Genomic DNA, 4704 nt, shown 5'->3' with positions numbered 1-4704 from the left:
TCCACAGTCTGAGCCATTAATGGTTTTATTTAATCATTTGGCAGACGAATCTTTATTAATAGATTTTACAGCAGTATCTTTCAATGTACTCTACATAAAAGATAAAAAGATAGTTTTTCAAAACCATTATCAATCAGAGAACGCTGAGGAGTTTAATTATTTCCTATTGCTGATGATTGAACAACTGGGCTTAACTGATGCCATTCCCGTTTATTTACAAGGCATTATAAACGAAGATGATGAGCATTATAACTGCTTATTAAAATACTTTAACCAACTTTATTTCTTTCTTCCTGCTGGAAAACAAAATAGCGAATTACTGGCCGATATGCCTAAACACTATTTCAGCGGTCTCCTTGCTTTAGATTTATGCGAATAATTGGTGGCAAATTAAAGGGCATCCGTTTGCAGCCCCCTGCAAATTTACCGGTGCGCCCAACTACGGATATGGCCAAAGAAGCACTTTTCAATATCCTCAACAACAAATATGATTTCGAAACATGTTCTGTTCTGGATTTATTCTGCGGCACTGGAAATTTAACTTTTGAGTTTGCCTCACGCGGTGCAGAAAGTATTTTAGCCGTTGATATGGATTACGGTTGCGTAAACTGGGTTAAAAACACAGCAAAACAACACCAGTTTGATCAAGTTGATGTGCGTAAAGGCGATGTTTTCAAGTTATTAAAACAAATGACTGGTGCTTACGACCTGATCTTTGCCGATCCGCCCTACAATATGCCCAACATTCCACAGATTCCGGTAATGGTAAAGGAGCAACAATTGCTTAAGCCTGATGGCCTGTTAATTGTAGAACACCAAAGTAACATGAAACTGAACAGCCAGCCCGGCTACACCGAAACCAGAAAATACGGCAATTCATCGTTCAGTTTTTTTGAGTTATAGTAGTTCAATCGTTCATTGGTCATTAGTTCATTGGTTAATGGCGCATAGTTAATTTATTTTTAGAAAGCGGGCACACAGCGCCTTATGGCGGCCTTCAGTCCTGCTTTTCATTGCAAGTCCTCACCCGATAAAGGATCGGGTTCCGGGCTTTCCATTGCAATCAGGCATATTGTCAATGACCTGCTTCAATCATATTCCGTTGAACTTCTTAATGTCCTTAATTTCTTAATGGTAAAAGATTAAGCCGGGTGCATTCCGTGTAAATCCGTGTTTCCGTGGCAAAAAATAACCCTCTTTGTGTTCTTCGTGTCTTAGTGGTAAATAATTTCACCATAAAAATCTATATTTGAATCATGAAGATAGCGCTATTTCCAGGCTCATTTGATCCGATCACTATTGCTCACGTAAACATTTTACAACGTGCCACTCCACTTTTCGATAAAATTGTAGTGGGTATCGGACTAAACAGTTCTAAACAGAATTTCTTAAGTGCAGAACAGCGTCTTCAGATTTTACAGACTGTTTTTAAAGGCTATCAGAATATCGAAATCCAAACTTACGAAGGTTTAACAGTAGATTTTTGCCGGAAAATAGATGCCACCTATATGGTACGTGGTATCCGTTCGGCTGCTGATTTCGAATACGAAAGAGCCATCGCCCAAATCAATCAGACCATGATGCCCGAAGTAGAAACCATTTTACTGTTAAGCAAACCCGAATATTCGGCCATCAGCTCTACCATTGTGCGCGATATTTTAAGAAACCATGGCGATGTAAGCCCATTTGTACCCAAAGAAGCACTTAGTTTTTTATAGTACTCCGTTAATCTAAAGATCGTCATTGCGAGGAGGCTTTTTCAGCCGAGGAAGCAATCTTACAACGATCGCTACATAGTGTGCGTTGTAAGATTCCCGCCTGCGCGGGAAAGACGACCAATCTACTGGAATCTCATCTGTGTTCATCCTCTTTATCTGTGGTTAAATTATTTAATTTAAAATGTAACGTTTTAAAGAATCGGTTACCAATAGGTTATAATATTAAATGAAAGAAACAGAAAATACATTTCTCGCCCTGATCAACCAGCACAAAGCGATTATACATAAGATTTCTAAAATGTATATGAACGGTGCTGAAGAACAGCGCGATCTGTTTCAGGAAATCGTATTACAGCTTTGGAAAGCCTACCCAACTTTTAAGGGCAACTCCAAATTTAGTACATGGATGTATCGTGTTTCCTTAAATACGGCGCTAATTTACTTTAAAAGGGACAATAGAAAAGTAGATAAAACACCGTTGGATGAAAATATTGATGTAATAGATGTAAATGAGAGCGAAGGAAAAGAAGAGAAACTGGCCTATTTGTATACTGCCGTGCAAGAGCTGAATGTTATAGAAAAAGCATTGATATTTCTCTTTCTCGAAAACCAATCCCATCGCGAAATTGCCGAAAACCTGGGCATTAGCGAAGTAAATGCAAGGGTTAAACTGAACAGAACTAAAGAAAAATTACAATTTATCATAAAGAAAAACGGTTATGAATTTTGACGATATAAAAAATGAATGGAATGCTGAAAGTCCTCAAGGAAGCAACATTTCTACCGATATGCTTAAAATAAAACAGGCACATACCCCAATTGATAAAATAAGGGCGAAAATGAAACACGAGTTTTTTTACCAGATCTTCTTTTTGGTACTCATGGCCTTTGTTCCTTACTTTTTTAGCTTTTCATCGGCAATGAATCAGGTGTTTTTAATATTTTATGCCATCACCTGCGGATTTACCGCCTATTATTTTTTTAAGTTTTATCTGTTCTATAAAAACTCTTACGATATGAGTTTAGATACGCGCAAAAACATCCTTTGGTTTTTCTACGAAATGAAACTGAATATCGAACTATATAAAGCCCTCACCTACATCGTTGCTTTTATCGGCGTCGCATTCATTGCAATTTATTTATTTATAGAAAAGGCTTCAATTTTCAACAAAATTTTAGCTAATCTTTCATCGGTTTACATCTTATTAAACTGTTTTATTACCATTCTGATTATAGGTCTGATTACCGAATTATGGGCTTGGTATTACTATGGCAAATATTTAAAGCAGGTAAAAAAAGTAGTTGATGAGTTGGATTATGAGTAATCAGTGTGGTCAGATGTTACCATCTGACTTTAAAGTATATTAAAATTCCTATCTATAATTGTTTCGATCCGTGTCAGATAGAAATATCTGATACCACAGCTAAACAAAAGATGCTGACCACGTAGTAGCTATTAGGCCATTAAAAACATAATAAACCGCTAATAAAACAAGTTCGGCAGGACGATCTCTAGGCTAGAACACTTATAGTATTCCTCCGGCCCTCAGCACATCCATAATTGATGGAAAAGTGTTTTTAACTACTGGCGAAATGTGATTTTTATCCAGCCAAACCGCTTCATCAATGCCTTCTTCCTTTTGAGGTACCAATTTTGGTTCGCCTTTAACCTTCATTTTGTACCAATTGGTTTTCTTGATTACCATTTTTGTACCAATTGGATAAACGTGATAGGTTTTACAAAGTTTTTCTTCGCGTTTAAAAACCCTGATTCCGCACTCCTCTTCTACCTCACGAACAGCAGTTTCCTTCATTTTTTCGCCTTCCTCTAGCTTTCCTTTGGGCAGATCCCACTTTTTATTTCTAAAAATAAACAGAAAATTGCCATTTGCGCTCTCTACCAAACCACCGGCGGCTTTAATAATGGTGCAATCTTTTTTTAACTTTCTAAAGGTCTCCTGAGGATTTTTTGTCAAGAAAATATAGCTCTTTTTAGAACCATTTTTAAGTTTTTTGTAGAATGTTTGCAGATTAAAATCCTGAAATTCCAGTTGTTGAATTTTTTCTTTTTGCTCTGGCAAAAAATCTGAGATATACAAAGTGTTATCGTTGATATAAATTCTATAATTTCTTGGCATATATTTTTAACACACATTAAATAGAGAATGATGCTTTTTTATAGCAACCCGCTCCTTTCCCGATTACATTTAAAGAGTTCTTTCTGCGAAACCTATATATTTTGCAATGCTCTAAAAGTAGAAAAATTGTTGAGTTATTTATAGGATATAAAAAAAGGTTACAACAATTAATGTTGTAACCTTATCTAAATTAACGCTCTCAATCAAAGATTGATGCAAGGCTCTCACCCCTTGCTTGCTACAAATATAGAATAATTTATTAAAGAGTGAAAAAAAAATAATATTTAATCAATGATGAACCTGAATAACCAAAGGCCATACACACTAGATTGTAAAAAAAATGGTTAGTTATCCGTATTGGAGCATTCAGCTAGAAAACAATGGCGAATAATTCCTGCAACGATGAATATTTTTTATAATTTTAACCTTTTAATCTGCCATGCCCATACCTTCATTATCCGAAACAGATCTGGAAGCATACCGAAACGATCTTTCTAACCCAGAAAAATCAACAGGAGCGCTCTTTATCACATTAACCGGGCTTTACCAGCGTTTTGCCGGCAATGAACAGTTATTGGCCAATTTCGAGTACGCATCTGAACTGCAAAGTCTGGAAAACAGCTACGCTTCAAAAAAAGAGCATTACAATAAAGAAATTGCAGAGCTTAAAAGACAATTTAAACAATTAGACAACCGTATTATTGCCGTAGAACAAAAGCTTCGTCATGGTATCCCTGACGATTTGATGGTAATGGATAAAATTATAGCCGAGCAAGAATCTATCGTAGAAGATCAGGAAAAGCTTAACAATGCCGAATCATCCATCGTAGAGCAGGTTAGAATAATAG

The 4704-nt window shown here is 36.3% G+C and carries 7 protein-coding genes; 6 read left to right on the top strand and 1 reads right to left on the bottom strand.

Annotation, left to right across the window (positions count from 1 at the left end; all coding sequences use genetic code 11):
• The 5 genes from AC1DPQ_RS18240 to AC1DPQ_RS18220 all read left to right on the top strand — a co-directional run.
• A partial coding sequence (locus AC1DPQ_RS18240; protein ID WP_477610454.1) for a DUF3822 family protein occupies window positions 1-379 on the top strand: 379 nt, incomplete at its 5' end.
• Window positions 370-903 (top strand): 16S rRNA (guanine(966)-N(2))-methyltransferase RsmD, encoded by a 534-nt coding sequence (gene rsmD / locus AC1DPQ_RS18235; protein WP_116250695.1) that lies wholly within the window; start codon window positions 370-372, stop codon window positions 901-903. The genes AC1DPQ_RS18240 and rsmD, both read left to right, overlap by 10 nt.
• A 353-nt stretch (window positions 904-1256) precedes the next feature.
• Window positions 1257-1718, top strand: a complete 462-nt coding sequence (gene coaD / locus AC1DPQ_RS18230) for a pantetheine-phosphate adenylyltransferase (RefSeq protein WP_029279302.1) — start codon at window positions 1257-1259, stop codon at window positions 1716-1718.
• Window positions 1719-1944: 226 nt separating this feature from the next.
• Complete coding sequence (locus AC1DPQ_RS18225) at window positions 1945-2448, top strand: RNA polymerase sigma factor (protein WP_477585145.1); 504 nt, start codon at window positions 1945-1947, stop codon at window positions 2446-2448.
• Window positions 2438-3043: a hypothetical protein gene (locus AC1DPQ_RS18220; protein WP_477610453.1), complete on the top strand. Its 606-nt coding sequence runs from the start codon at window positions 2438-2440 to the stop codon at window positions 3041-3043. Before AC1DPQ_RS18225 ends, AC1DPQ_RS18220 begins: the two co-directional genes overlap by 11 nt.
• A 201-nt stretch (window positions 3044-3244) precedes the next feature.
• Here AC1DPQ_RS18220 and AC1DPQ_RS18215 read toward each other — a convergent pair whose 3' ends face one another.
• On the bottom strand, window positions 3245-3856 hold the full coding sequence (locus tag AC1DPQ_RS18215) for an NUDIX hydrolase (RefSeq protein ID WP_230145205.1): 612 nt from the start codon (window positions 3854-3856) through the stop codon (window positions 3245-3247).
• A gap of 439 nt (window positions 3857-4295) precedes the next feature.
• On the opposite strand from AC1DPQ_RS18215, the gene AC1DPQ_RS18210 reads away from it, so the two are divergent.
• The coding region (locus tag AC1DPQ_RS18210; RefSeq protein WP_477610452.1) for a hypothetical protein at window positions 4296-4704 on the top strand (409 nt) is incomplete at its 3' end.

It is taken from the genome of Pedobacter sp. 01T416_2 (assembly GCF_056398925.1).
This window is presented reverse-complemented; position numbering and strand designations above follow the sequence as displayed.

Bases quoted from the DNA above. Each gene is read 5' to 3' on its own strand.
- AC1DPQ_RS18220 (WP_477610453.1), top strand. From the start codon at position 2,438: ATGAATTTTGACGATATAAAAAATGAATGGAATGCTGAAAGTCCTCAA.
- coaD (WP_029279302.1), top strand. From the start codon at position 1,257: ATGAAGATAGCGCTATTTCCAGGCTCATTTGATCCGATCACTATTGCT.
- rsmD (WP_116250695.1), top strand. From the start codon at position 370: ATGCGAATAATTGGTGGCAAATTAAAGGGCATCCGTTTGCAGCCCCCT.
- AC1DPQ_RS18215 (WP_230145205.1), bottom strand. From the start codon at position 3,856: ATGCCAAGAAATTATAGAATTTATATCAACGATAACACTTTGTATATC.
- AC1DPQ_RS18225 (WP_477585145.1), top strand. From the start codon at position 1,945: ATGAAAGAAACAGAAAATACATTTCTCGCCCTGATCAACCAGCACAAA.